The 26381-nt window shown below is 58.7% G+C and carries 22 protein-coding genes; 20 read left to right on the forward strand and 2 right to left on the reverse strand.

Going from position 1 to position 26381, the window contains the following annotated elements; genetic code table 11:
- Positions 1-441 precede the first annotated feature (441 nt).
- The 20 genes from mraZ to GSF27_RS15040 all read left to right on the forward strand — a co-directional run bounded on the left by mraZ (position 442) and on the right by GSF27_RS15040 (position 24996).
- Positions 442-882: a division/cell wall cluster transcriptional repressor MraZ gene (gene mraZ, locus GSF27_RS14945; protein ID WP_370462615.1), complete on the forward strand. Its 441-nt coding sequence runs from the start codon at positions 442-444 to the stop codon at positions 880-882.
- A 10-nt stretch (positions 883-892) separates the two neighbouring features.
- Positions 893-1822, forward strand: a complete 930-nt coding sequence (gene rsmH, locus GSF27_RS14950) for a 16S rRNA (cytosine(1402)-N(4))-methyltransferase RsmH (RefSeq protein WP_160970580.1) — start codon at positions 893-895, stop codon at positions 1820-1822.
- A 17-nt stretch (positions 1823-1839) separates the two neighbouring features.
- A complete protein-coding gene (gene ftsL / locus GSF27_RS14955) occupies positions 1840-2124 on the forward strand; it encodes a cell division protein FtsL (protein ID WP_370462616.1) in 285 nt (94 codons plus the stop codon).
- Positions 2121-3881, forward strand: a complete 1761-nt coding sequence (locus tag GSF27_RS14960; protein ID WP_370462617.1) for a peptidoglycan D,D-transpeptidase FtsI family protein — start codon at positions 2121-2123, stop codon at positions 3879-3881. Before ftsL ends, GSF27_RS14960 begins: the two co-directional genes overlap by 4 nt.
- Positions 3882-3928: 47 nt before the next feature.
- The gene (locus tag GSF27_RS14965) at positions 3929-5380 is read left to right on the forward strand and encodes a UDP-N-acetylmuramoyl-L-alanyl-D-glutamate--2,6-diaminopimelate ligase (protein WP_160970582.1); all 1452 of its coding nucleotides are present in this window, start codon (positions 3929-3931) and stop codon (positions 5378-5380) included.
- The gene (gene murF / locus GSF27_RS14970) at positions 5377-6780 is read left to right on the forward strand and encodes a UDP-N-acetylmuramoyl-tripeptide--D-alanyl-D-alanine ligase (protein ID WP_160970584.1); all 1404 of its coding nucleotides are present in this window, start codon (positions 5377-5379) and stop codon (positions 6778-6780) included. The genes GSF27_RS14965 and murF overlap by 4 nt, the downstream gene beginning before the upstream one ends.
- 2 nt (positions 6781-6782) lie before the next feature.
- Positions 6783-7865 carry a phospho-N-acetylmuramoyl-pentapeptide-transferase gene (mraY, locus tag GSF27_RS14975; protein WP_160970586.1) on the forward strand — a complete coding sequence of 361 codons (1083 nt, stop codon included), beginning with the start codon at positions 6783-6785 and terminating at the stop codon, positions 7863-7865.
- Between the two features lie 31 nt (positions 7866-7896).
- Complete coding sequence (gene murD, locus GSF27_RS14980) at positions 7897-9246, forward strand: UDP-N-acetylmuramoyl-L-alanine--D-glutamate ligase (protein WP_370462618.1); 1350 nt, start codon at positions 7897-7899, stop codon at positions 9244-9246.
- Positions 9243-10484 carry a putative lipid II flippase FtsW gene (gene ftsW / locus GSF27_RS14985; protein WP_160970588.1) on the forward strand — a complete coding sequence of 414 codons (1242 nt, stop codon included), beginning with the start codon at positions 9243-9245 and terminating at the stop codon, positions 10482-10484. Before murD ends, ftsW begins: the two co-directional genes overlap by 4 nt.
- Positions 10484-11578, forward strand: a complete 1095-nt coding sequence (murG, locus tag GSF27_RS14990; RefSeq protein ID WP_160970590.1) for an undecaprenyldiphospho-muramoylpentapeptide beta-N-acetylglucosaminyltransferase — start codon at positions 10484-10486, stop codon at positions 11576-11578. Before ftsW ends, murG begins: the two co-directional genes overlap by 1 nt.
- A complete protein-coding gene (murC, locus tag GSF27_RS14995) occupies positions 11568-12989 on the forward strand; it encodes a UDP-N-acetylmuramate--L-alanine ligase (RefSeq protein WP_160970592.1) in 1422 nt (473 codons plus the stop codon). The genes murG and murC overlap by 11 nt, the downstream gene beginning before the upstream one ends.
- Positions 12990-13033: 44 nt before the next feature.
- Positions 13034-13963 carry a D-alanine--D-alanine ligase gene (locus tag GSF27_RS15000; RefSeq protein ID WP_160970594.1) on the forward strand — a complete coding sequence of 310 codons (930 nt, stop codon included), beginning with the start codon at positions 13034-13036 and terminating at the stop codon, positions 13961-13963.
- Positions 13964-13967: 4 nt separating this feature from the next.
- A complete protein-coding gene (locus tag GSF27_RS15005) occupies positions 13968-14777 on the forward strand; it encodes a cell division protein FtsQ/DivIB (RefSeq protein WP_160970596.1) in 810 nt (269 codons plus the stop codon).
- A gap of 54 nt (positions 14778-14831) precedes the next feature.
- Positions 14832-16076: a cell division protein FtsA gene (ftsA, locus tag GSF27_RS15010; protein WP_160970598.1), complete on the forward strand. Its 1245-nt coding sequence runs from the start codon at positions 14832-14834 to the stop codon at positions 16074-16076.
- 58 nt (positions 16077-16134) lie between these two features.
- Positions 16135-17298, forward strand: a complete 1164-nt coding sequence (ftsZ, locus tag GSF27_RS15015; RefSeq protein ID WP_160970600.1) for a cell division protein FtsZ — start codon at positions 16135-16137, stop codon at positions 17296-17298.
- A 402-nt stretch (positions 17299-17700) separates the two neighbouring features.
- A complete protein-coding gene (lpxC, locus tag GSF27_RS15020; protein WP_160970602.1) occupies positions 17701-18612 on the forward strand; it encodes a UDP-3-O-acyl-N-acetylglucosamine deacetylase in 912 nt (303 codons plus the stop codon).
- Between the two features lie 280 nt (positions 18613-18892).
- A complete protein-coding gene (locus tag GSF27_RS15025; protein WP_160970604.1) occupies positions 18893-19825 on the forward strand; it encodes a M23 family metallopeptidase in 933 nt (310 codons plus the stop codon).
- A 158-nt stretch (positions 19826-19983) separates the two neighbouring features.
- Positions 19984-22704 carry a preprotein translocase subunit SecA gene (secA, locus tag GSF27_RS15030; RefSeq protein ID WP_160970606.1) on the forward strand — a complete coding sequence of 907 codons (2721 nt, stop codon included), beginning with the start codon at positions 19984-19986 and terminating at the stop codon, positions 22702-22704.
- Between the two features lie 22 nt (positions 22705-22726).
- A complete protein-coding gene (argJ, locus tag GSF27_RS15035) occupies positions 22727-23947 on the forward strand; it encodes a bifunctional glutamate N-acetyltransferase/amino-acid acetyltransferase ArgJ (protein ID WP_160970608.1) in 1221 nt (406 codons plus the stop codon).
- A gap of 98 nt (positions 23948-24045) precedes the next feature.
- Positions 24046-24996 (forward strand): Nudix family hydrolase, encoded by a 951-nt coding sequence (locus tag GSF27_RS15040; RefSeq protein ID WP_160970610.1) that lies wholly within the window; start codon positions 24046-24048, stop codon positions 24994-24996.
- A gap of 87 nt (positions 24997-25083) precedes the next feature.
- Here the strand turns inward: GSF27_RS15040 and yacG are convergent, their stop codons facing one another.
- Both yacG and coaE read right to left on the reverse strand, forming a co-directional pair.
- Positions 25084-25299, reverse strand: coding sequence for a DNA gyrase inhibitor YacG (gene yacG, locus GSF27_RS15045; RefSeq protein ID WP_160970612.1), 216 nt, complete (start codon positions 25297-25299; stop codon positions 25084-25086).
- A 345-nt stretch (positions 25300-25644) separates the two neighbouring features.
- The gene (gene coaE, locus GSF27_RS15050) at positions 25645-26256 is read right to left on the reverse strand and encodes a dephospho-CoA kinase (RefSeq protein WP_160970614.1); all 612 of its coding nucleotides are present in this window, start codon (positions 26254-26256) and stop codon (positions 25645-25647) included.
- Positions 26257-26381 lie beyond the last annotated feature (125 nt).

Genomic DNA, 26381 nt, shown 5'->3' on the forward strand with positions numbered 1-26381 from the left:
CGTCAGGCATGGGTTGACGCACTGTTGATTTGCCTGTATCTATGTACAGGTCTTTCGGGGCGGCTGCAGGTCGATCCCGGACGGCGGGCGAAAGCCGCTCCGATGTAAAAGAAGTGCCTCTTCCTATATATGCCTGTTGCTTCTATAGGCGCAAACCTCAAAGAAAGAATAATTCTTACACTTAAAGTATTACTTTAAGTTCGGCTTCTATTGTCCTGAAAATCCTGATGTTTGTTTTTTCCGGCCTTCGTGATGCTTTCACAATCCTTACATATTCCCCGAAGTTCCGCGCCGTTTCGTGCGTTTTCGCCCATTTGCTTCCTTGACTTTGAACCCCGCAGAATTACACTGGCGGTGGTGAAAAGTGGATAAAAGTGTTTATTAGTGGTGTCTGAGTGGCGGTGAGTGGTAATCAGGCATCAAATAACTCCGGGGATAAGCGTGTTTCAAGGCAGTCTGCCCATCAACATGGATGCCAAAGGCCGAATGGCGATACCGAGCAAGTATCGCGATCCGCTGGCGGCTGCCTGTGAGGGACGCCTGATCGTGACTGCCAGCCCCTATGAGCGTTGTCTCATGATCTATCCGGAGCCCCAGTGGCAGGTTCTTAGCAAGAAGATTGCCGGCCTGAACAACTCCCATCCCGCGACCCGCCGCCTGCAGCGCCTGGTGTTGGGTAACGCCACCGAGGTGGAGCTGGACAGCAACGGGCGGATCCTGTTGCCACAAATCCTGCGGGATTACGCCAGCCTGGATAAGAAGCTGGTGTTTGTGGGTCTGAGTGATAAGGCCGAGCTGTGGAGCGAAGAGGGCTGGAATGCCCAGCTGGATGCGCAGGATGACGGCGAGTTGCCGGACGAACTGCTGAACTTGTCACTGTAAAGGGCCGGGCATGACGGATAACCATGTAACCGTACTGCTGCACGAGGCAGTCGATGCCCTGATCGTTGATGGCAACGGTTTTTATGTGGATGGAACCTTCGGGCGTGGCGGTCACAGTCGCCTGATCCTGGAAAGATTGCAGTCCGGCGGGCGTTTGTTGGGGGTGGATAAGGACCCCCGGGCGATCGCCACCGGCAAGGCGCTGCAGGAGCTGGATGCTCGTTTCACTATTCAGCACGGTTCGTTTGCGCAGTTGCAGGAGTTCGCTCGGGAGCGGGACGCGGTCGGCAAAGTGGACGGCGTACTGGTGGATCTGGGTGTTTCCTCCCCGCAACTGGATGAGGCGGATCGTGGCTTCAGCTTCTTGCAGGACGGTCCGCTGGATATGCGGATGGACGACAGCCGTGGCATGAGTGCTGCGGACTGGGTAAACAGCGCACCCGAAGCGGAAATTGCGCAGGTTCTGAAAGATTACGGCGAAGAGCGATTTGCGAAGCGGATAGCCCGGGCCATTGTGCAGCGACGCGTGCAGGATCCTTTTACCCGCACCCTGCAGCTGGCTAATGTGGTAGCGGAGGCCAATCCCGCCTGGGAAAAAGGCAAAAACCCCGCTACCCGTGCGTTCCAGGCAATCCGTATCCGGGTGAACGACGAGCTGTCGGATCTGGAAGGGCTTCTGGATCAGGCGCTGGAAATCCTCAAACCCGGCGGGCGCCTGGTGGTGATCAGTTTTCACTCCCTGGAAGATCGCATTGTTAAGCGTTTTATTCGTCACCACGAAAAGGGATTACAGCTGCCCAAGGGCTTGCCGGTGACCGAGGCGCAACTCAATAAACGTTTGCGCTCCGTTGGTAAGGCAGTAAAAGCCTCGGCAGAAGAGGTTAATGCCAATGTTCGTTCCCGCAGTGCGGTGATGCGGGTGGCAGAAAAAATACAATAACGAAGCGGGTGATTGGTGTGGCGGAACGCTACAGCTGGAGATGGTGGTTGATGCTGGTGCTGCTGTGGTCGGCGGTGCTGGTGAGCGCGCTGGCCGTGGTGCGCACTGCCCATCTCACCCGGCAGAAAGTCAATCAACTGGAAGTTTTGCGTCGTGAAGCCAACCAGCTGCATGTGCAGTGGGGGCAGTATCTGCTGGAGCAGAGTGCCTGGTCGGCTTACGGTCGAATAGAAAAAGAAGCAACTGAGAAGTTGCAGATGGTCGTCCCCCGGGGGGAACAACTGGTGATGGTGTCTGAGTGAACGCGAAATCCGTGCTGACAAGTGCGTTGCCGTCAGAAAAGCTGGCTGTAGCCCGCTGGCGCTTTGCGCTGGCGGTGGTGCTGCTCGCGACTCTGATGAGCTTGCTGCTGTGGCACGTGGCGCGCCTGCAGGTAATCCCCGGTGAAGATAAAGGCTTCGAGTTCCTGCAGGGCCAGGGCGATGCCCGTACCGTCCGTACCGAGGTGATTCCTGCGCACCGTGGCGTTATTGCCGATCGCAATGGCGAGCCGCTGGCGGTGAGCACGCCGGTGGTTTCTCTGTGGCTCAACCCGCAGGAATTGCCACAGGACAGTCCAGCGCTGGCACCATTGGCTCGCGCCCTGGGAGAGAAAGAGCGAGACCTGCGGGAGAAACTCAAGCGCTACAGCGGCAAGGAGTTTGTCTACCTGAAGCGCCATATGCCACCACAGGATGCGGAGGCCATTCTCGCCAACCGCTGGCCGGGTGTGCATGGCACCACGGAATATCAACGCTTTTACCCCGCCGGTGAAGTTGCTGCCCATATTGTGGGCTTTACCAATATTGATGGTATGGGCCAGGAAGGTATCGAGCTGGCGTTTGATCGCGCCCTCACCGGTGTGCCCGGCTCCAAGCGTGTGGTGAAGGATCTGAAGGGTCGCGTTGTGCGTGACGACGGTGAGCTGGTAGCGCCCCGCACCGGTGCCGATGTGCACCTCAGTATCGACATGCGCATGCAGTATCTCGCCTACCGTGAACTGAAAGCCGCCGTGGCCCGTCACCGCGCCAAGTCCGGCTCGCTGGTATTGCTGGACGTTAAAACCGGCGAAGTACTGGCGATGGTGAACCAGCCCTCCTACAACCCCAATGACCGTACCGGTATGCAGATGGCTGCGCTGCGCAATCGTGCTATTACTGATCAGTTCGAGCCCGGCTCTCCCATGAAGCCGCTGACCGCGATGGCGGCGCTGGAGACCGGCCGCTACAAGCCGCACACCCTGATCGATACCAACCCCGGCTATATCCGTGTTGGCAAGAAGACCCTGGTGGATCCGAAAAACTACGGCATGATCGATCTCACCAAAGTCATCACCAAATCCAGCCAGGTAGGTATCAGCAAGGTGGCGCTGGATCTGGAGCCGCAAACCGTGCGTGACATGTTCTACCGGCTCGGGCTGGGACAGGGCACCGGTGTCGGCTTTCCCGGTGAGGGCGTGGGCCTGTTGCCCAATCGCAGCCGCTGGACCCCCATCGAGCGCGCCAACTTCGCGTTTGGATACGGTATGACCGTCACTGCCCTACAGCTGGCGCAAGCCTACGCCGTGGTGGCCAACGATGGCGTGCGCTATCCCCTCAGCATGATGCGTGTGGATCAACCTGCCAAGGTGCAGGGAACGCCCGTGGTTGAGCCGCGCTACACCCGCCAGGTGATCACCATGCTGGAGACCGTTCTGGGTAACGAAGGTACTGGCAAGCAGGCGCAGATTGAATCCTATCCTGCGGCCGGTAAGACCGGCACCGTGCATAAAATCGGTACCCACGGCTATGCCGAAGATCGTTACCGCTCAGTCTTTGCCGGACTGGCGCCAGCGGCCGACCCGCGGGTAGTGGCTGTGGTGGTGATTGAAGAGCCTGCCTCCGGTAAGTATTTCGGTGGTGAAGTGGCCGCGCCGGTATTCGCCAAGGTGGCGGAGGGCGCTCTGCGGTTATTGCACGTCCCGCCCAGGTTGCAGCAGGCAGAGGCAAAGGGCGTCACTGAGCGAGGGCCGCTGACATGATGGCCGCCGTCGACAGACAAATTTCGCTCGGGCAGCTGCTGCCCGCTTTGTCGTTTTCAGAGTGTGCGGCGACGCTGGTTGGCGCACTGCAGCTCGACAGCCGCCAGGTGCAGCCGGGCGACAGTTTCCTGGCTGTGAGCGGTACCCTGACCCATGGTGAGAAATTTATAGCGGACGCCCGGGACCGTGGTGCCAGGGTGATTTTTGAAAGCGGTGACAATTACCACGCGATGACCGATGCGCAGCAGGTGTTGCGCGTCAGGGTTCCGCAGCTGGGTGAGCGCATCAGCGAATTGGCCGGGCGTTACTACGGCGAACCATCGCAGGATATGACGGTGACCGCTATAACGGGCACTAACGGCAAGACCACCACCACCCAGTGGCTGGCGCAACTGCTGCAACTGCTGGGAACGCCGGCTGCCAGTGTCGGTACCCTGGGTTTTGGCCGGGTCGGTGAAGAGGTGGTTGCCACCGGTCTGACCACGCCGGACGCTGTTTCCCTGCAGCGCATCCTGCGGCAAATGCTGGATCAGGGTACGGCCGCTGTGGTGATGGAAGCTTCCTCCCACAGTCTCGACCAGCGTCGTCTGGCTGGTGTGAGTGTGGATGTGGCGGTGTTTACCAACATCGGCCGCGATCACCTGGATTACCACGGTGATATGAACAGCTACGTGGCTGCCAAGCTGAAGTTGATGGATTTCCCGTCGCTGCAGTCAGCGGTAGTGAATGCTGATGATCCTGTGGCTGCCGAGTTTATTGCACGTGCCGCCGGGCACTGCCGTGTGTTGACCTGCAGCCTGCAGGGCAAGGCTGACTTCATGGTCAGTCAGGTGCGCTACCACGCCGGTGGTATCGATGCCGAACTGGTCACCCCCGAGGGCGAGTTCGACCTGCAGCTAGCCATCTGGGGAGAATTTAACCTCAGCAATTTGCTGGTGGTGATCGCTGCGGCCTACGCCCAGGGGTTCAGTGTGGCGAGCATTCTCTCAGTGTTGTCACAGCTGCATCCGGTGGCTGGACGACTGCAGGCGGTAGAGGTGGATTCGGATATCAACGTGCTGGTGGATTTCGCCCATACCGCCGACGCGCTGGAGTCTGTCCTGCAGGCGCTGCGTGCCCACACCAAACAGAAAATCTGGTGTGTGTTTGGCTGCGGCGGCGACCGTGACAAGGGCAAGCGTCCATTGATGGCGCAAGTGGCAGAGCAGTTGGCTGACCGTGTGGTGATCACCAGTGACAACCCGCGTACAGAAGAACCACAGGCGATTATTGACGATATTGTGCAAGGCATCAGCGATCGCAGCGGTGTGCTGGTGGAAGTGGACAGGGAGCAGGCCATCCGACTGGCGGTGGCGCAGGCCGAAGCTGGCGACTGTGTACTGATTGCCGGCAAGGGTCATGAAGATTATCAGCAGATCGGTACGGAAAAATTGCCCTTCAGCGACCTGGCTGTGGCCGGGAAAGTGTTGCTGGAACGACGTGCGGGAGGTGTGCAGTGATTGATGCCATGCCGCTATCCGCCCTGATTACGCCGCTGCAGGCTACCCTGCACGGCGCTGATGTCAGCTTCGCCCGTGTCAGTACCGATACCCGTTCCGTGACTGCCGGTGACTGTTTTGTGGCCCTGAAGGGAGAGCGCTTTGACGCTCACGATTTTCTCGCCACTGCCCGGGATGCCGGCGCGGTTGCTGCCATTGTCGAAACGGTTGACCCGACGCTGGGGTGGCCGCAGTTGCAGGTGGCGGATACCACCAAGGCATTGGGACAGCTGGCACAGTTAAGTCGTCAACAGTATGGCGGGCCGCTGATCGGTCTCACCGGCAGTTGCGGCAAAACCACCGTCAAGGAGATGCTGGTGGCGATCACCGCCTGTCTCGGTGATGTGCACGCCACCCGTGGTAATCTCAACAACCATATTGGCGTACCCATGACCCTGTTGGCCATGCCCGCAGGCAGTGCCTGCGCGGTGATTGAGATGGGCGCCAGTGGCATGGGCGAGATCGATTATCTGGCGGGGCTGGCAGAGCCAACCGTATCGCTGGTGAATAACGTGATGGCGGCCCATCTGGAAGGTTTTGGTTCAGAGCGCGGCGTGGCGCAGGAGAAATCCAATATCTATCGCCGCCTGCGTCAGGGAGGCACCGCGGTGATGAACCTGGACGATAGCTACTGCGCCGAATGGCAAGCGGAGCTGGTGCAGACCCGCGCCGATATCCATCAGGTGACCTTCTCTGTCACTCGCGATGAGGCATCGGTGTACGCGAGTAACGTTGAACTGACTGCCTCAGGTCGCTACCGCTTCGATATCTGCACCGCTGAAGATCGGGTGAGCTTAGAGCTGCCACTGCTGGGTAAGCAGAACATAGCCAACGCGCTGGCGGCGACGGCCTGTGCCCTGGCAGTGGGTGTCAGCCTGGTGCAGGCCGCTGCTGGTCTGGCCAGGCTGCAACCGGTGGCGGGCCGCCTGGTGCCAAAAGCCGGTCTGCAAAACGCGCTGGTTATTGATGACACCTACAACGCCAACCCCGGCTCGGTACGTGCCGCGGCTGCGGTATTGGCGGACCTGCAAAGTGCCGGTCGCAATGTCTGGCTGGCGCTGGGGGATCTGGGCGAGCTGGGCGATGGCCAGCAGCCGTTGCTGCAGACACTGGGTGAAGACCTGGCCCGTCAGGGTATTGCCCACCTGCTTACCTGCGGCAACAACAGCCGCTGGATCAGTGAGGGTTTTGACGCTGTCTGCGGACAGGGGCAGGACTCGCAACATTTTATGGATCAGCAGTCGCTGGTCGCTTTTTTAACGCAACAGCTTGCTGAAAATACGGTTGTATTGGTGAAAGGATCCCGGAGCGCGCGCATGGAATCTGTCGTGCAGGCAATCACATCAGGCGGAGAACAATAACAATGCTTTTGTGGCTTGCAGAACACTTGCAACAGTATTCATCCCACTTTGCGGTATTCCAGTACCTGACGCTGCGCGCCATTCTGGGTGTGCTCACCGCGCTGGGTATTTCCCTGCTATTGGGACCATGGATGATCCGCCGCCTCAACTACCTGCAGATCGGTCAATCGGTGCGCGACGATGGTCCCCAGTCGCACCTGAGCAAGTCCGGTACTCCCACCATGGGTGGCACCCTGATCCTGGCGGCTATTTTCGTCAGCGCCTTGCTCTGGTCGGACCTCAGCAACCGCTACGTGTGGGTGGTGCTGATTGTGACCTCCATTTTCGGTCTGGTGGGTTGGGTGGATGACTACCGCAAGGTGGTGGAGTCCAACAGCCGCGGTTTGCCGGCGCGCTGGAAATACTTCTGGCAATCGGTAGCCGGCCTGGGAGCGGCGCTGTTCCTGTTTTACACCGCCGCCAGTCCGTCCGAGACCCAACTGATTGTGCCCTTCTTCAAGAGTGTGGCTCTGGACCTGGGCATCTTCTACATAGTGTTGACCTACTTCGTCATTGTCGGCTCCAGCAACGCGGTGAACCTCACCGATGGCCTGGACGGCCTGGCCATCATGCCGTCAGTGATGGTGGGCGGTGCGCTGGGCGTTATCGCCTACCTGGCCGGACACTCGGAATTTGCCCAATACCTGCATATCCCCTACGTACAGGGCGCCGGTGAGCTGGTGGTGTTCTGTGCCGCTTTGGGTGGCGCCGGACTGGGCTTTTTGTGGTTTAACACCTATCCCGCCCAGGTCTTCATGGGTGATGTGGGTGCGCTGGCTCTTGGGGCAGCTCTCGGCGTGATCGCCGTTATCGTGCGCCACGAAATTGTGTTCTTCATTATGGGTGGTGTGTTTGTGATGGAGACCGTGTCGGTGATTCTGCAGGTGGGTTCATTCAAGCTCACCGGTCGCCGCATCTTCCGCATGGCGCCACTGCACCACCATTTTGAGTTGAAAGGCTGGCCGGAACCGCGCGTGATCGTGCGCTTCTGGATTATCACCGTGATGCTGGTGCTGTTTGGCCTGGCGACACTGAAACTGCGTTAAGCATAAGAACCTGGATTAAGGGATTCCGCCAGTGGCAGAGTTGATCGCAAAAAGTAACGTGGCAGTACTGATCGGTATGGGAGTGACCGGTCGTTCTGCTGCCCGTTATTTGACCCGCGAGGGGCGAACTTTTGTCTGGCTGGATACCCGTGAGCTGCCGCCGACCCTGGCCGAGATCGAGGTGGAATTCCCCTCGGTTGCCAGGGAGTTGGGCGAACTGAAGGAAAGTACCCTGCTGGCGGCCAGCGAGATTATTGTCAGTCCCGGTGTAGCCATTGCCCATCCGGCGATTCGCGCGGCTGCCGCGGCGGGCATTCCGGTGCTGGGCGATATTGAATTGTTCATGCGCGAGATCTCTGCTCCGGTGATCGCCATTACCGGCTCCAACGCCAAGAGCACGGTGACCACGCTGGTGGGTGAGATGGCCAAAGCCTGTGGCAAGCGGGCGCTGGTGGGCGGCAATATCGGTGTGCCGGTGCTGGACCTGTTGCTGGAGCCGCAGGCGGAACTCTATGTGCTGGAACTCTCCAGTTTCCAGCTGGAGACCATTGCCCGACTCGGTGCGGAAGTAGCTACGGTGCTCAACGTCAGCGAAGACCACATGGATCGCTACGACTCACTGGCTCACTACCACCAGGCCAAGCAGCGGGTCTATTTCGGCGCCCGCGCTGTGGTAATCAATCGCCAGGATCCCCTCACTGCACCGCCGCTGGCGGAAGGTGTGCAGCTGTTCAGCTTCGGTCTCAATGCGCCCGATCGTCACGGCTTCGGTTTGCGGACCGTGAACGGCATAGAGATGCTGGCCTACGAGTTTATTGACCTGATGCCGGCCAGCGACGTGCGCCTGCCCGGTCGCCACAATCTGGCCAACGCGCTGGCGTCTTTGGCGCTGGGTAAGGCTGCCGGTCTCAGCATGGAGCCGATGCTGGAGACCTTGCGTCACTTTGCCGGTCTGCCGCACCGTTGTGAGTGGGTGGCCGGGCAGGATGGCATTACCTGGTACAACGATTCCAAAGGCACCAACGTCGGTGCCACCCTGGCGGCACTGCAGGGGCTGGCGTCGGAGCAGGGTCGTATCGTTCTCATCGCCGGTGGCGTTGGCAAGGGCGCAGACTTTGCGCCGTTGGCGCAGGCTGCCGCACAGCTGCGGGCGCTGGTGCTGATCGGTGAGGATGCGGACAAAATTGCGGCGGTATTTGAAGGCATCACTCCTATCGAGCACGCGGATTCCATGATGACTGCGGTGCAACAGGCGGCGCAGCTGGCGCAGCCGGGTGATTGCGTATTGCTCTCTCCCGCCTGCGCCAGTTTCGATATGTTCAGCGGATATGATGACCGCGGTCGCCAGTTTGTGGCGGCGGTAAAGGAGGTGCTGGGATGAAGCGCCTTTCCTTTGCCAGACCTGTGTTGAACCACGAAGCGGTGAACTGGCACCTGCTGCTGTGGGTCATGGTGCTGTCCTCTTTTGGCCTGGTCATGGTGACTTCCGCCTCCATGGCCACCGCTGAAACCTACTACGGTGACAGCTGGTTCTTTGCCAAACGCTACGCCACTTACTGGACCATGGGACTGAGTGCGGCCTTGCTGATCGCTATGGTGCCTGTGAGTGTGTGGGAGAAGCACGGAGGCTTGTTCCTGATTGCTGCACTGGTGCTGCTGACACTGGTACTGATTCCGGGCATCGGCCGCAAGGTCAACGGCAGCCAGCGCTGGTTGCAGTTGGGTCCCCTGGCGCTGCAAGCCTCCGAAGTGGTCAAGTTCTGCGCCATTATCTTTTACGCCAGTTTCCTCGCGCGTCGCGGGGCCGAGATGCTGGCAGATTGGCGCGGTGTATTGAAGCCGCTGCTGACACTGGCACTGCTGGTCTTCCTGCTGTTGCTGGAGCCGGATTTCGGAGCGTCGGTGGTGTTGGCTGGCACGGTCATGGCCATGTTGTTTGTTGCCGGCGTGAGAATGTGGCAATTCCTGCTTCTGTTTGTTGCAGCTGTCGGCGGGCTAGGTTTGATCGCGACCCTGTCGCCCTATCGCATGCAGCGCCTGATCACCTTTCTCGACCCTTGGGCCGATCAGTACAACAGCGGCTATCAGTTGACCCAGTCGCTGATCGCGTTTGGTCGCGGCGAGTGGCTGGGGCAGGGGCTGGGCAACAGTTTGCAGAAGCTGTTTTACCTGCCCGAAGCCCATACCGATTTTATTTTCGCCATCGTTGCTGAAGAGTTCGGCCTGCTGGGAGTGGCCTGCATCTTGGCGGTCTTTATTGGCATGGTGATCTGTGTACTCAATATTTCACAGCGAGCCATGAAGCAGGGGGCAAACTACATCAGCTTCGCCACTTTCGGTGTGGCGGTGATGTTTGCAGCGCAAGCCTTTATTAACCTGGGCGTTGCTTCCGGCCTGTTGCCCACCAAGGGGCTGACCATGCCCTTTATCAGCTATGGCGGCAGCAGTCTGCTGGTCACCATGATGCTGGTTGGCCTGGTCATGCGGGCAGACTATGACCTGCACACACGTATGGCCAAGGCGCAGCAGCAGACCCTGGCCCGTGCCGACAAGGCGGCGCGCAGCGCCCGCGGCAGCAGTCGCACACCATTACTTACTGACGTGGTGGAGGCTGCCTGATGGAACTCCTGCACCGCAAGATTATCGTCATGGCCGGCGGCACTGGCGGCCATGTATTCCCGGCGTTGTCGGTTGCTGCGGAACTGCAAAAACGCGGTGCCGCTGTGGAGTGGCTGGGCACTGCCCGGGGTATTGAGGCCGAGCTGGTACCGGCGGCCGATATCCCGTTGCACTGTCTCTCGATTGAGGGTGTGCGCGGCAAGGGTTTATTGACCCTGGTGAAGGCGCCTTTCCTGTTGCTGGGCGCGGTCTGGCAGGCGATGCAGGTGATTCGCAGCAGCGGCGCTGATGCCGTGTTGGGTTTGGGCGGCTTTGCTTCCGGCCCCGGTGGTATCGCCGCCCGCCTGTTGGGTAAGCCGCTGGTGATCCACGAGCAGAATGCAGTGGCCGGCACCACCAACCGCTGGCTCTCGAAAGTGGCCAATGTGGTGCTGGAGGCATTTCCCGGCAGCCTGCCGGAAGCGGTACATGTTGGTAATCCTGTGCGTCCGGAGATTGCCGATGTCCGTGAGCTGGAGTGTGGGACTGATCGGCCCATGCACCTGCTGGTGTTGGGCGGTAGCCTCGGTGCCCTGGCGCTGAACCAGACACTGCCGGCGGCTCTGGCTCAGCTGCCGGTTGAAGAGCGCCCCATGGTGCGTCACCAGACCGGTAAGCGTCACATTGCGGTTACCGAAGAGGCTTACCAGCAGGCCGGTGTCGAGGCTCAGGTAGAAGCGTTTATTGCGGATATGGCTGTGGCCTACGAGTGGGCCGATGTGGTGATTTGCCGCTCCGGAGCCCTGACTGTTTCGGAGTTGACCCTGGCTGGACGCGGTGCGCTGCTGGTGCCATTCCCGTTTGCCATTGATGATCACCAGACCCGTAACGCCGAGTGGCTGGTGAACAACAGCGCCGGTGTGCTGATGCCACAAAGTGAAATGAACAAAGAGAAGCTGGCGGAGTTTATCGTCAGCGTTAGTAAAGATCGTCAACAGTTGCTGACCATGGGCCGCAACGCCAAAGCACTGGCAATGCCAAACGCTGCCAGTGATGTCGCCGACTACTGCCAGCAGGTGGTGAGTCGCAAGCAGGAGAAGAACCATGGTGAATAAGCACATTATTACCATTCCCGAGATGCGCCGGATTAAGCGTATCCACTTTATCGGTATCGGTGGCGCCGGCATGAGCGGTATCGCCGAAGTGCTGCTGAACCAGGGTTACAAAATTTCCGGCTCCGATCTGCGTGAGTCGACTGTGACCCAGCGCTTGCAGGACAAGGGCGCCACCATCTTTATCGGTCACCACGAAAGCAATGTGGAAGACGTGGATGTGGTGGTGAACTCTTCGGCGGTGGATGAGCGCAACCCGGAAATGCTGGGTGCCCGTGAACGCCGCATTCCGGTGGTGCGTCGCGCCGAGATGCTGGGCGAACTGATGCGCTACCGCCACGGTATTGCGGTGGCTGGTACCCACGGTAAGACCACCACCACCAGCTTGCTGGCGTCCGTGCTGGCAGCCGGCGACCGGGATCCCACATTTGTGATCGGCGGTCTGCTCAACAGCGCCGGCGCCAATGCCCAGCTGGGTGCCAGTCGCTATCTGGTAGCGGAAGCGGATGAGAGCGATGCCTCCTTCCTGCACCTGCAGCCCATGGTGGCGGTGGTAACCAATATTGACACCGACCATATGGATACCTATGGCGGCGACTTCGCCAACGTGAAGAAAACCTTCATTGAGTTTCTGCACAACCTGCCGTTTTACGGGTTGGCGGTACTGTGCGGCGATGACCCGGTGGTACAGGAGATTATGCCGGAGGTTTCCCGTCCGATCCTGACCTACGGTTTTGAAGAAGGGAACGATTACCGCGCGGTGGATGTCAAGCAGAGCACTCTCAGTACCAGCTTTGTGGCGCGTCGCCCTGATGGATTGCCGGACCTGGCCGTCACCGTGAATATGCCCGGTCGACACAATGTGCTTAACGCACTGGCGACCATTGCGGTAGCGACCGACGAAGGCATTGATGATGCGGCAATCCAGCAAGGCCTGCAGCAGTTCCAGGGTGTGGGTCGACGCTTCCAGGTGTACGGCAACTTCGATGTTAAAGACGGCAGTGCCATGCTGGTGGATGACTATGGTCATCACCCCCGCGAAGTAGCAGCCACCATTGCCGCGATTCGTGACGGCTGGCCTGAACGCCGCCTGTTGATGGTTTATCAGCCGCACCGTTACACCCGTACCCGCGACCTGTACGAGGATTTTGTCGAGGTTCTCTCGTCGGTGGATGCGCTGGTGTTGCTGGAAGTCTACAGCGCCGGCGAAGAACCGATTGCCGGCGCCGACAGTCGCCACCTGTGCCGCACCATTCGCACTCGCGGACAGCTGGATCCGATCTTTGTTGAAGGGATCGACGGCGTGCCGGAAATTATTGCCGACCTGGTAGAGCCGGGCGATATCGTGGTCACCCAGGGTGCGGGTAACGTGGGCATGCTGGCGGTAGAGCTGGCAAAACGCAAATTGAAGTAAGCACCGGCAATTGATGCCGGAGCAAGGTGAGAGCAGTTAAGACGATGACTGATATAGACACACAAGCATTTGGTCGCGTCGCCGTACTCTACGGCGGCCAGTCGGCCGAGCGTGAAGTCTCGCTGAAAAGCGGTGCTGCGGTTTGCGCCGCGCTGCAAGCCGAGGGTGTGGACGCATTCCTGATTGATGTGGGTGCTGACATTGTTTCCCGCTTGCAACAGGAAAAGATTGATCGCGTTTTCATCGCCCTGCACGGACCTGGTGGCGAAGATGGTCGTATGCAGGCGCTGCTGGAGTTCCTTGGCCTGCCCTATACCGGCAGCGGTGTGCAGGCTTCTTCCATTGCTATGGATAAATGGCGCAGCAAGCAGATCTTTTCCGCGGCCGGTATCAGCACGCCGGAGTATCGCATGCTGACCGCCGACAACCTGGATCAGGTGGTGGCGGAGATCGGCAGCCAGTTGATGGTAAAACCGGCCCATGAAGGTTCCAGCATCGGCATGTCCAAGGTGGCCAGTCGCGAGCAGCTGGACAGTGCCTACGCCAACGCCATCCAGTATGACCGCTCGGTGTTTGCCGAGCAGGTTATTGAAGGGGCGGAGTACACCGTGGCCGTACTCAACGGAGTGGCCATGCCGCCCATTCGCCTTGAAACAGATCATCAATTTTATGACTACAACGCCAAGTACCTGGCCAACGACACCCGCTACCTGTGCCCCTGTGGCCTGAACGCGGATGATGAGGCGCGCCTGAAGGCGCTGGCGGTGGATGCGTTTGAAGCTTTGGGTTGTGTCGGCTGGGGACGGGTGGATGTGATGGCAGATGCCGACGGCAACTTCTACACGCTGGAAGTTAACACAGTGCCGGGTATGACCGACCACAGTCTGGTGCCCATGGCGGCGCGGGCCCATGGCCTATCGTTTGAACAGTTGGTGCTGAACATCCTGCAGCAGACGATTGCGGAGAATCACTGACTTTATGGCAGCTCAGGAGCGTGTCAACAAAGCCATTCGTGGCGCCACCCGGCAGCAGCAAAAGCCGGGCCTGTTGACGCGCGCCGGTTGGTTGCTGCGGTTGTTGCGCTGGACTGGATCAGTGGTACTGCTGTGCGCTGTTGGTTACGGCGTATCGCTCTGGTTTCAGCAGCAACTGCAACGGCCGGTGCAAAGCGTACAGATCAACGGTGAATTCCTGCGGGTTTCCCGTGAAGAACTGGCCGAGCGGGTGTATCAGGCCATGGGTAACAGCTTTATGAAGCTGGACCTGAATGCCATTCGCGAAGGGCTTGAGCAGGACCCGTGGGTGGATCAGGTGCAGGTTACCCGTCGCTGGCCCGATCAGCTGGCGATCACCGTAACCGAGCACCGTCCTATCGCCCGCTGGGGTGAGAGCGATGCACTTAACCAGCGCGGTGAACTGATTCGGCTGCAGGATGGAACTGTGCCCGAGAATTTGCTGACCGGCTTGCCGCGGCTCAGTGGTGTCGCCGGCAGCGAGCAGGAAGTGATGGCCAGCTACTACACACTGGCAAAGATTCTTGGCGAAGCCGGGTTGCAATTGGGTGCCCTGCGTCGGGATGCCACCGGCAGCTGGGCCATGGAAATTAACGATCAGGTGCCGGTGCGCATCGGTCGCGATCAGATGCTCGACCGCGTCAAGCGCCTGCTGAAGATCTACAACTCGCAGTTGCGGGTACGCTGGGCGGACGTCGCCAGTATTGATTTGCGTTATACCAATGGAGTGGCCGTCGGTTGGCAGTCTGGTGCTGCGGTCGGCGTACGGGGATAAAAAGGATGAACAACACAAAAGGCTATGCTAACGGCCTGACAGCGAGGGTGCGGAATGGCGCAGTCACATGAAAGTCGCATGGTGGTCGGCCTGGATATCGGTACATCCAAGGTGGTCGCCATTGTGGGGGAGTTGTCACCGGAAGGTGAACTGGAGATTGTTGGAATTGGCTCGCACCGCTCCACCGGTCTGAAAAAGGGTGTGGTGGTGAATATCGAGTCAACCGTGCAGTCCATCCAGCGCGCGGTGGAAGAGGCGGAGTTGATGGCGGGTTGCCAGATCCATTCCGTCTACGCGGGTATTGCGGGCAGCCACATTCGCAGCCTCAATTCCCACGGCATAGTGGCGATCAAGGATCGCGAAGTGTTCAGCCAGGATCTGGAGCGGGTGATAGATGCCGCACAGGCAGTTGCTATCCCTGCGGACCAGAAGATTCTCCATATCCTGCCGCAGGAGTTCATTATCGACGACCAGGAAGGGGTAAAAGAGCCCCTCGGTATGTCGGGTGTGCGACTGGAAGCGAAGGTGCATCTGGTGACCTGTGCGGTGAATGCGGCACAGAACGTCGAGAAGTGTATTCGTCGCTGCGGACTGGAAGTGGAGGATGTGATTCTGGAGCAACTGGCTTCCAGTTACTCCGTGCTGACAGAAGACGAGAAAGAGCTGGGCGTCTGCATGGTGGACATCGGTGGCGGCACTACCGATATCGCCGTATTTACCGAAGGTGCGATCCGCCATACCGGTGTGATTCCCATCGCCGGTGACCAGGTGACCAACGATATTGCCATGGCGCTGCGCACTCCGACGCCGCACGCCGAAGAGATAAAAATCAAGTACGCCTGTGCGCTTGCCAAACTGGCTGGGCCGGACGAGACCATCAAGGTCCCCAGTGTGGGTGATCGCCAGCCACGTGACCTGTCACGGCAGGCGCTGGCGGAAGTGGTGGAACCGCGTTACGACGAACTCTTCACGCTGGTGCAGGCAGAGTTACGCCGCAGCGGCTTTGAGGACCTGTGTGCTGCCGGCATCGTGTTGACCGGCGGCACATCAAAGATGGAAGGGGTAATTGAGCTGGCGGAGGAGATTTTCCATATGCCGGTACGTCTGGGTACGCCACAGGATGTGAGTGGTTTGTCCGACATAGTCAACAACCCGATTTACGCCACCGGCGTCGGCCTGCTGCAGTATGCGCGCAAGCAGTACATGAGCGGACAGGCGCAGCCGCAGTATGCGGCCAAGGTGGAAAACGGAAGCAGTTTGTGGGGCCGGGTGAAAAACTGGTTCCAGGGCAGTTTTTAAAACGTGTTAGTGCAAGTGGAAAAGCAGAGTCACACAAGGGAGAAATAAGGGGAATATTATGTTTGAACTCGTCGATAGCGTGCCACAAAACGCAGTAATCAAGGTTGTTGGTGTCGGTGGTGGCGGCGGCAATGCCGTCAAGCACATGATTGCCAATCAGGTAGAGGGTGTAGAGTTCGTCTGTGCCAACACAGATGCTCAGGCGCTGAAGGATATTGATGCCCGCACTGTGCTGCAGCTGGGTAACGGTATTACCAAAGGCCTCGGTGCTGGTGCCAATCCGGATGTGGGCCGTGAAGCCGCCATGGAAGATCGCGAGCGCATTGCCGAAGTCCTGGAAGGTGCCGACATGGTGTTCATCACCGCCGGTATGGGCGGTGGTACTGGTACCGGCGGTGCACCAGTGGTGGCGGAAGTTGCCAAGGAACTGGGCATCCTGACCGTGGCTGTGGTGACCAAGCCATTCCCGTTTGAAGGCAAGAAGCGCCTGGCCATTGCCGACGCGGGTATCCGTGAGTTGCAGGAGCGTGTTGACTCCCTGATCACCATCCCTAACGAAAAGCTGCTGGCGGTACTGGGTAAATCCACCAGTCTGCTGGACGCCTTCAAGGCCGCCAACGATGTACTGCTGGGTGCCGTGCAGGGTATTGCGGATCTGATTATGCGCCCCGGTATGATTAACGTGGACTTTGCAGACGTGCGTACCGTGATGTCCGAAATGGGTATGGCGATGATGGGAACCGGCGTTGCCCGCGGCGAGAATCGCGCCCGCGAAGCGGCCGAAGCCGCCATCCGCAGCCCGCTGCTGGAAGACGTCAATCTGCAGGGCGCTCGCGGTATCCTGGTGAACATCACTGCGGGCCTGGATCTCTCCCTCGGTGAGTTCTCCGAAGTGGGTGACACTGTGGAAGAGTTTGCCTCTTCCGATGCCACTGTTGTGGTGGGAACCGTGATTGATCCGGAGATGAGTGACGAGCTGCGGGTGACCGTGGTGGCCACCGGTCTGGGTGGTGCGATCGAGATGGCCAAGCCTACGGCAACCAAGGTTGTGGTGGACAATACCCGTCGCCCCAATGGCCAGCTGGACTATTCGGCGCTGGATAAGCCAACCGTGATGCGCAACCAGCCTGCGGCCCAGGGTAATACCGCCAAGAAGCCGCTGGCCGACGCCGACATGGAATATCTGGATATTCCGGCGTTCCTGCGTCGCCAGGCCGACTGATCTGCACGGACCTGGCCCTGTAGCCTCTGGCTGCGGGCCGGTTGGTGCTGCTGTCGACTTATGATCTGCCACCGTCCTCTCCCGCGGTGCGCAGATCGGCTTGCGGAACTGAAACCCGGTACCAGTGTCAGATGGCTGGCCTTCCGGGTGGACTGGGTGAGCGGGGCGGGCGCCCGCGGTAATTTCGCCTATTCAGTTATGGTTAAGTTCAGTCATTGTTCAATGCAGTGACCTCCTGGAAACGAGTACAGGCTGCTATGGCAGCTGGATTGCCTTGAGTGACGCGCTATTCCCGTATCAGGTCGGGAAACCATAGAAAACGCGCCATTTCAGTTGGTTTAGAGTTGCCAACTTTGGTAGTATTCGCCGATTAACTGATCCTGCTGGGTAAAAGACAATACAATGATCAGACAACGCACACTGAAAAACGCTATCCGCGCAACCGGCGTAGGTCTCCACACCGGTGAAAAAGTCTATCTGACGCTGCTGCCAGCGCCGGTAGATACGGGTATTGTCTTCCGGCGGGTGGATCTCGACCCTGTGGTTGAAATTCAGGCCAAGGCGGAGAATGTGGGTGATACCACGCTTTCAACCACGCTGGTAAAAGGCGACGTTCGCGTCTCCACCGTCGAGCACCTGCTGTCGGCCATGGCCGGTATGGGTATCGATAACGCCATCGTTGAGGTGAGCGCGCCGGAAGTGCCGATCATGGACGGCAGTGCCGGTCCGTTTGTCTTCCTGATCCAGTCAGCGGGTATCGAAGAGCAGACAGCAGCGAAGAAATTTATCCGTATCAAGCGCCCGATGGTGGTGGAAGATGGGGATAAAAAGGCTGAGTTCCTGCCTTTTAACGGCTTTAAAGTGTCGTTTTCCATTGATTTTGATCATCCGGTCTTCAAAGGTCGTCGCCTGGACGCCTCTGTGGACTTCTCCAGCACCTCTTTTGTGAAAGAGGTGAGTCGTGCCCGTACGTTCGGCTTCATGCACGAGATTGAGTACCTGCGCTCCAAGGGCCTGGCCAAGGGCGGTAGTGTGGACAATGCCATCGTCGTGGATGAGTACCGTATCCTCAACGAAGACGGCCTGCGCTACGACGATGAATTCGTGAAGCACAAGATTCTCGACGCCATTGGTGACCTGTACCTGCTGGGTAACAGCCTGATCGGCGAGTTCAAGGCCCACAAGTCCGGCCATGCGCTCAACAACCGTTCCCTGCGCCAGTTGATTGCCCAGGAAGATGCCTGGGAAGTGGTCACCTTTGAAGATGAGAGCGCCGCTCCCATCTCTTACATCAAGCCGGTACTGGCTGTCTGAAACACTTCTGTTATTCCCGGACGATAGGTTGATGCTGCAAAGCAGCATCAATTATTGTTGGTAATCGATTGATTTGTATGCCATATTTGGCCCTCAAAACCGGTTTTTAGCCGGTTTTTTGCGCTTTTTGGCCCGGAAACATGGCAAATTGAAGAGGGATCTCGCAGGGTTTGTGAGCCGCTTCACCAGAGGAGTGTGGGGTTGATACTGTCGCTCCGGTGTCCTTCCGTCCGGCCAAATACTGAATTGAGAAAAATCTGGACTTGATCACAAACTGCCCATGAAGGTTATTGTCGTCAGCAAGCATCACGGTCGCACCCGCAGCTTCTCCCTGGGGGGCTGGACTCGTGCAGTACTGTCTGTGTGCCTGCTGGGGCTGCCAATGGGTATGGGAGTCTGGATTGGTCAGGAGCTCAAGGGCGACGACAGCGCGGATCTGTTTACCGGCGGTTCGGCGCAGGCCTGGAACGATGCCCTCGATCAGCAGGGGGAGCAGTTGGCAGAGGCCAAACGCCAGGCCGAAGAGCAATTGGCTGCCCTCACCCTGCGTATGGCCGAGCTGCAGGCGCGCCTGTTGCGGCTGGATGCGTTGGGGGAGCGACTGACCACCATTGCCAAGCTGGACAGCGGCGAGTTTGATTTCAGTCAGGTGCCCGCGTTGGGGGGGCCTGAAGGTTCGGCTATGGGGGATGTCTACAATCCGCCCGAATTTATCGATGTTATCGACCAGCTGACGGACCAGATCGAAGATCGGGAACATCAGCTGGAAACACTGGAAGCCCTGCTGGCCAAGCGCAAGATTCAGCGCGACGTGTTTATCGCAGGCCGGCCGGTGACCAAGGGCTGGATGTCCTCCCGCTTCGGTCGCCGTACTGACCCCTTCAAGGGGCACATCGCCTGGCATAACGGTGTGGATTTTGCCGGCAAGATGGGCTCCGATGTAGTGTCTGTTGCGGCCGGTGTTGTTATCTGGTCCGGCGAGCGCAGCGGTTACGGCCAGATGGTCGAAGTTAACCATGGTAACGGCTTCAGTACCCGTTACGCCCACAACTCCGAGAATCTGGTAAGCGTCGGGGATGTGATTAAAAAAGGCCAGGTAGTTGCCCTGATGGGCAGCAGTGGTCGCTCTACCGGACCTCACGTCCACTTTGAAGTCTACAAAAACGGTCGCGCCGTCGATCCCGCTTCCTACATTCATCGCACCATCCGCTGATCCCATCTTTCGCTTGCCAATGCAGGCGGCATTCTGTTTACTTGTGCCCTTTGTGGCCGGGGCCAGCCGAGGCTGGTCAGCGACACCCTGACTCCCCCCAAACGCTGATGTTTAAAGGGCTCAGGGGCATCCGAACATAACAAGATTCTGGTAATTTCATGATAGGTAAACTGGCAAAGGCCGTATTCGGTTCCAAGAACGAACGCGAACTCAAGCGCATGCGCAAACTCGTCAAGCGCGTCAATGAACTGGAAGCGGAGCTGGAGGCGCTCTCTGACGATCAACTGCGGCAGAAGTCTGACGATTACCGTCAGCGCTTCCAGAACGGGGAGAGTCTGGACAGCCTGCTGCCGGAAGCCTTTGCCACCTGTCGCGAGGCCAGCCGCCGGGCGTTGGGTATGCGCCATTTCGACGTGCAGCTGATTGGCGGTATGACCCTGCATGAAGGCAAGATCGCCGAGATGCGTACCGGTGAAGGTAAAACCCTGATGTCGACACTGGCGGCCTACCTCAATGGCCTCTCGGGACGCGGGGTGCATGTGGTAACGGTGAATGACTACCTGGCCCGCCGCGATGCGGAGTGGATGCGTCCTCTCTACGAAGCACTGGGCATGACCGTGGGCATTATCCACTCCATGCAGGATCCGCACGAAAAGCATGAGGCCTATCAGGCCGACATTACCTACGGCACCAACAACGAATTCGGTTTCGATTACCTGCGCGACAATATGGCGCTGCGCAAGGACGATCGTATGCAGCGCCCGCTCAACTTTGCCATTGTCGATGAGGTGGACTCCATCCTCATTGATGAAGCCCGCACGCCGTTGATTATTTCCGGTGCGGCGGAAGACAGTTCCCGCCTGTATCAGCAGATGAATCTGCTGATTCCGCGTTTGGTGGAGCAGAAGAGCGAGGGCGAGACCGTTACCCAAAGCGGCGACTATGTGATCGATGAAAAGAGCCGCACGGTGGAGCTGACCGAAGCGGGGCATCAGAAGGTTGAAGAGATGCTCACCGGCGCGGGTTTGCTGGAGGAAAACGACAGCCTTTACTCAGCTGGCAACCTGGGATTGCTGCACCACGTGCATGCGGCATTGAAAGCACACAACCTGTTCCATCGCGATATCGACTACATCGTGCAGGAAAACCAGGTGGTGCTGATTGACGAGCACACCGGTCGCACCATGCACGGTCGTCGCCTGTCAGAAGGTCTGCATCAGGCCCTGGAAGCGAAAGAGGGAGTCTCGATCCAGAAAGAGAGCCAGACACTGGCATCCACCACCTTCCAGAACTATTTCCGGATCTTTCCCAAGCTGTCCGGTATGACCGGTACAGCGGACACCGAGGCCTACGAATTCCAGCAGATCTACGGTCTGGATGTGGTGGTGATCCCCACCAACAAGGCTATTGCCCGTCAGGATCTCAACGACCTGATTTACCTCACCAAAGAGGAAAAGTACGAGGCGATTACCAAAACGGTTAAAGAGCTGCAGGAGCAGCAGGTGCCGGTGCTGGTGGGTACAGCGTCCATCGAAGCCTCGGAGGAGATGTCCGCCCGGCTGAAGAAGGGTGGCATCAAGCATCAGGTTCTGAACGCCAAGTTTCACGAGAAAGAAGCCTCCATTATTGCCCAGGCAGGTCGTCCGGGGGCTGTCACCATTGCCACTAACATGGCCGGTCGTGGTACCGATATTGTGCTGGGTGGCAACCTGGATGCAGAACTGGCTGAGCTGGAAAATCCTACCGAAGAGCAGATCGTCAAACACAAGGCCGAATGGCAGCAGCGCCACGACCTGGTGATCGAGAAGGGCGGCTTGCACATTGTTGGTACAGAACGCCACGAATCCCGCCGCATCGACAACCAGCTCCGTGGTCGTGCCGGCCGTCAGGGTGACCCGGGTGTATCGCGTTTTTACCTCTCCATGGAAGATAACCTCATGCGCATCTTCGCCTCGGATCGTATCCGCGGCTTTATGCAGGCGCTGGGCATGGAGAAGGGCGAAGCCATTGAGCACCGCATGGTGACCAATGCCATTGAAAAGGCACAGCGCAAGGTTGAGGGTCGTAACTTCGACATCCGCAAACAGCTGCTGGAATTTGACGATGTTGCCAACGATCAGCGCCAGGTGGTGTATCAGCAGCGCAACGAACTGCTGGAGTCAGATGACATCGCTGACACCATTACCGCCATTCGCACAGACGTGGTGTTTGATCTGGTCAGTGATTTTATTCCGCCACAAAGCCTTGAAGAACAGTGGGATATTCCCGGGCTGGAGCAGTACCTGCATGCCGAGTTTGGCCTTGAACTGCCGGTAGCCCAGTGGTTGGCAGAAGATAAAAAGCTGCATGAAGAGACTCTGCGGGAGAAGATCCTGCAGGAAGTGCAGTCTGCTTACGACGCCAAGTGTGAACACTTTGGTCCCATCATGCGCGAAGTCGAGCGGCAGGTGATGTTGAGTGTTCTCGATATGCTCTGGAAAGAGCACCTGGCCAATATGGATCACCTGCGTCAGGGCATTGGCCTGCGCGCGTTTGCCCAGAAGAACCCCAAGCAGGAGTACAAGCGCGAGTCCTTCGAGCTGTTCCAGCAGATGCTGGAGAGTCTTAAGAGCGAAGTGGTGCGCATGCTGGCCCGCGTTGAGCCGGTGACCCGTGAGCAGATGGATGCCATGGAAGAGCGCCGCCGCCAGCAGCAGGAACAGCAGCGCATGCAGCTGGAACACGCCCAGGCCGGCGCCTTTGGAGAAGAGGATGCAGGCAGCGAAGAGCAGGACGATCAGCGTCCCTTCGTGCGCGAAGGATCCAAAGTAGGCCGCAACGATCCCTGCCCCTGTGGCTCGGGTAAAAAATTCAAGCAGTGTCACGGCCGTCTGGCCTGACCGTATCGAGGTTCAGAAAACTATGGCTGTGGGGCAATTTCCTTTTCCGCAGATGGCTGTCGTCCCTGGTGTTGAGCTGGCGACTGCCAGTGCCGGTATCAAGAAACCCGGTCGACAGGATGTGGTGGTGTTCCGCCTCGCGGAAGGCAGTCGTGTGGCCGGGGTGTTTACCAAAAATGCCTTCTGCGCCGCCCCTGTGACCCTGGCCAAACAGCACCTCGCCCAGGGCAACATCCGTTTTCTGATTATCAACTCCGGTAACGCCAATGCCTGTACCGGCGAACCGGGCCTGGCGGACGCGTTGCAAACCTGCAGCGAGCTGGCGGCGCAGGCCGGTGTCACCGCACAGCAGGTGTTGCCTTATTCCACCGGTGTGATTGGTGAGCGGCTGCCCATGGCAAAACTGCTGGGAGCTGTTCCGGCGGCGCTGGCGGGTTTGCAGCCTGACAATTGGGAAGCGGCCGGTCGGGCCATCATGACCACCGATACCCGTCCCAAGGGAGCCAGCGTACAGATCGAGCACGACGGAGAGACCATTGTCATCAATGGTATCTCCAAGGGCGCGGGCATGATCAAGCCCAACATGGCGACCATGCTGGGTTATGTGGCTACCAACGCCCGGGTTGACCAGGCGCTGCTCAACGAACTGTCCCGCGAAGCTGCTGATCAATCCTTTAACCGCATTACCGTCGATGGTGATACCTCCACCAATGACGCCTGCATGTTAATGGCTACTGGCCAGACAAGCCTGCCGGAGATCAACACCCGGGACGGTGAGCTGTACCGGAAATTCCACGATGCGCTGATGCAGGTGTACCGTTACCTCGCGCACGCTATCGTTGCTGACGGTGAAGGCGCGACCAAGTTTGTGACTGTGCAGGTCGAGGGTGCCGAATGCCAGGCCGAAGCATTGCGTGTGGCCTACGCCGTTGCCCAGTCGCCGCTGATCAAAACAGCCCTGTTTGCCTGCGACCCGAACTGGGGGCGTATCGTCGCGGCGATTGGTTATGCGGGCGTAAAAGGGCTGGATGCCACTGCGGTAAAAGTCTGGCTCAATGATGTGCTGATCGTTGAAGGGGGCGGTCGTGCCGCCAGCTATACCGAGGAGCAGGGCCAGGCGGTTATGGATGGTGAAGAGATCCTGATCCGTATCGACCTGGGACGTGGCGACATCCGCGAAACTGTCTGGACCACCGACCTGTCCCACGAGTATGTGACCATCAACGCCGAGTACCGCACCTGAAGTCGGCTCATTCTGTAGGAGCCCGGTCCCCCGGGCGATCCTTTCTATCCCCTTGTGCCGAGCTGGCCCGAAAATCACAGTGACCAGAGGATCACTTCTTGAGCAAGGTTATCCACGTTGCCGCGGGTGTTATTAAAGACGCCGCAGGCCAAATCCTCATCGCCCGTCGTCCAGATACAGCTCACCAAGGCGGCCTGTGGGAGTTTCCCGGTGGCAAGCTGGAAGCGGGGGAGTCTGCACCCCAGGCCCTGGCGCGTGAGCTCCACGAAGAGCTGGGTATCCATGTCGAGCACTGTGAGCCCCTGATTCAGATTCGCCACGACTATCCGGATAAATCTGTCCTGCTGGACGTGTGGACTGTCGATGCTTTTGCCGGCGAGCCTCACGGTCGTGAAGGCCAGCCTGTGCGCTGGGTCGCCGCCAGCGATCTCGGCAACTATGACTTTCCGGCTGCCAACGTGCCCATTGTAACTGCTGCCCGGCTGCCCAAATTGCTCGCCATTTCCGCTCCCACCGAAGACCAGACAAGCTTCTGCCGTAATATTCATTCCGCCATCGATAAAGGCGCTGCGCTGATTCAGGTGCGTCAACCGGGGTGGGGGGTTGAGCAATGGCTTGAGGGGCTGGAGGCTGCGGCAAACATTTGCCGGCAGCGACAGGCGAGATTGGTGCTGAATAGCCCACCTTCAGTTGTGCTCGAGCGATGTGCTGACGTCATCGCGGGTATCCACCTGTCTGCCGTTCATTTGCAGAATGATGGTAAAGACTGGCGAAAGATACAACCTGGCTGGTTGAGTTACTCCTGCCACAACCCGGAAGAGATTCGTCAGGCGGAACAGTTGGGAGCCGACTTTATTACCCTTTCCCCGGTTATGCCCACCAGTACTCACCCGCAGGCTGAAGCACTGGGGTGGGACGTGTTTGCGCAGTGGGTCGGAAGTGCGAAGATCCCGGTCTACGCATTAGGGGGGATGGATCCGGGCGCGCTGCTGTCAGCGATTAACTCGGGCGCCCAGGGCGTTGCCGGAATCAGCCTGTTCGCTGATTAGTTGATTGGCCGGTAATAGCAATTCGGGGCTGGAGGGCCAAGATATTTTCCTGGGTCTGTCTTTCCTGGGCCTGTCCGTATTCAGACGCTAGTGGTGAAAGCCGTTGCCGCTGGGATCATCGCCCGATAACAGGTCATCATATACCGAACTGCCTGCAATCTTGTGTTTCTCCTCTGCCCACTCGCCAAGGTCAATCAGCTTGCAGCGCTCGCTGCAGAAGGGACGTTGTGGGTAAGCCTCGCTGTACTCAATCGGCTTGCGACAACAGGGGCATTGGATCTCGAGAGGTTTTTTTGAGGTCATGTGGGTCGTTGGATCTGTTGGTGGTTCTAAAGCTGTCACTACAGCGATGGTGGAATAGTAGCGTAAATCCGCAAATAGCGCTTGGTCATTCCCATGGAGACGGGGATCAAGCGCATGCGGGTGTTAGCAAGGCTCACAATCTTTCGTCATTCCCGCGAAGGCGGGAATCCACTCCAAGCCAGGTCCACCACCACATGTCATTCCCGCGCAGGCGGGAATCCACTCCAAGCCAGGTCCACCACCACATGTCATTCCCGCGCAGGCGGGAATCCACCCACAGGCAAGTTCCGCCACCGCTGTCATTCCCGTGCAGGCGGAAATCCAGCGGGGTTACTGTTGCCGGATTCAGGCATCGTTGGCTTCTGCCGCCAACGACAGATACTTCTCATGCTGCTCCTGAACTTTTTGATGCAGCTGTTCCAGGGAGCCATCGTTAACAATCACATCATCGGCGTGTTGCAGCCTTTGCTCGCGGCTGGCCTGGGCTGACATGATGGCTTTTACCTGCTCGGCTGAGTTGTTGTCCCGCGCAACTGTCCTGGACAACTGCAGCTCCTCCGGGACGTCTACCACCAGCACCCGTTTGGTGAACTTGCTCTGACCGCTTTCAATCAGCAGTGGTGATACCAGCAGGGCGTAGGGGGATGAGGCATTGTTGAGTCCATCCATAATCTCCTGTCGGATCAGCGGGTGCAGGAGGCCTTCCAGCCACAGGCGCTCGCTCTCATCCTGGAAGATTCGCTTCCGCAGTTCCGCCCGGTTTAGCTGGCCATCAGCAAGCAGAATATCGGCGCCAAAATGCTCAGCAATGAGCTGCAGGGCCGGGCGCCCAGGCTCAACCACCACGCGGGAGGCCACGTCGGCATCCACCACCGTTATGCCCAGCGCTTTGAATCTGTCGGATACCGCCGTTTTACCGGAGCCAATGCCTCCGGTGAGGCCTACTACATAGGTCATGTGAAATCGGCTTCTAAAGTAGTTTTGGAGAATGTTCTTCTTTGGCAACCCCGTAGGAGCCCGGTGGCCCAGACCATCTCATCTTCCGGCTGCACCGGAATTCACCTTATCCCCCGGGCGATCTT

It is taken from the genome of Pseudomaricurvus sp. HS19, assembly GCF_009857815.1.
Taxonomy (GTDB): Bacteria; Pseudomonadota; Gammaproteobacteria; order Pseudomonadales; family Cellvibrionaceae; genus Pseudomaricurvus.

Bases quoted from the DNA above. Each gene is read 5' to 3' on its own strand.
- murG (WP_160970590.1), top strand. From the start codon at position 10,484: ATGGAACTCCTGCACCGCAAGATTATCGTCATGGCCGGCGGCACTGGC.
- argJ (WP_160970608.1), top strand. From the start codon at position 22,727: ATGGCTGTGGGGCAATTTCCTTTTCCGCAGATGGCTGTCGTCCCTGGT.
- ftsZ (WP_160970600.1), top strand. From the start codon at position 16,135: ATGTTTGAACTCGTCGATAGCGTGCCACAAAACGCAGTAATCAAGGTT.
- secA (WP_160970606.1), top strand. From the start codon at position 19,984: ATGATAGGTAAACTGGCAAAGGCCGTATTCGGTTCCAAGAACGAACGC.
- GSF27_RS15005 (WP_160970596.1), top strand. From the start codon at position 13,968: ATGGCAGCTCAGGAGCGTGTCAACAAAGCCATTCGTGGCGCCACCCGG.
- ftsA (WP_160970598.1), top strand. From the start codon at position 14,832: ATGGCGCAGTCACATGAAAGTCGCATGGTGGTCGGCCTGGATATCGGT.
- rsmH (WP_160970580.1), top strand. From the start codon at position 893: ATGACGGATAACCATGTAACCGTACTGCTGCACGAGGCAGTCGATGCC.
- mraY (WP_160970586.1), top strand. From the start codon at position 6,783: ATGCTTTTGTGGCTTGCAGAACACTTGCAACAGTATTCATCCCACTTT.
- coaE (WP_160970614.1), bottom strand. From the start codon at position 26,256: ATGACCTATGTAGTAGGCCTCACCGGAGGCATTGGCTCCGGTAAAACG.
- murC (WP_160970592.1), top strand. From the start codon at position 11,568: ATGGTGAATAAGCACATTATTACCATTCCCGAGATGCGCCGGATTAAG.
- ftsW (WP_160970588.1), top strand. From the start codon at position 9,243: ATGAAGCGCCTTTCCTTTGCCAGACCTGTGTTGAACCACGAAGCGGTG.
- lpxC (WP_160970602.1), top strand. From the start codon at position 17,701: ATGATCAGACAACGCACACTGAAAAACGCTATCCGCGCAACCGGCGTA.
- GSF27_RS15025 (WP_160970604.1), top strand. From the start codon at position 18,893: ATGAAGGTTATTGTCGTCAGCAAGCATCACGGTCGCACCCGCAGCTTC.
- GSF27_RS15000 (WP_160970594.1), top strand. From the start codon at position 13,034: ATGACTGATATAGACACACAAGCATTTGGTCGCGTCGCCGTACTCTAC.
- yacG (WP_160970612.1), bottom strand. From the start codon at position 25,299: ATGACCTCAAAAAAACCTCTCGAGATCCAATGCCCCTGTTGTCGCAAG.